Here is a 290-nt window from a genome sequence, read left to right as displayed (position 1 = left end):
GGTGACTATTGTTCATCATGGTGAAACCTCGCCAACGATTGATACTGACCTGTTCCCTAATACCCGTTATGTATCAAAACAAGGCTACTGGACGTCGGATATCAACTATGACGGCGTCACGGCCTGGGTGGTTGATTTCTCGGATGGTGATGTCACATTGACGTCGATGGAAAGTTCCTCGGTCGGAATTTATCGATCGATTCGTCTGGTCGTTGGAGAGGAATAGCTTGTGCGATTAAATATAGGGTGTCTTGCTATAGCTGCGCTGTTGTCTTCAGTGGCAGTGGCTG

1 protein-coding gene is annotated in these 290 nt (G+C 47.9%); it reads left to right on the top strand.

All coding sequences use genetic code 11. The annotated features are described in order from the left end of the window. Positions 1 to 226 (top strand): Lcl domain-containing protein (locus Q4563_RS19045; RefSeq protein ID WP_303605627.1); only part of this gene is annotated, 226 nt, incomplete at its 5' end. Positions 227 to 290 lie beyond the last annotated feature (64 nt).

It is taken from the genome of Gilvimarinus sp. 1_MG-2023 (genome assembly GCF_030548285.1).
This window is presented reverse-complemented; position numbering and strand designations above follow the sequence as displayed.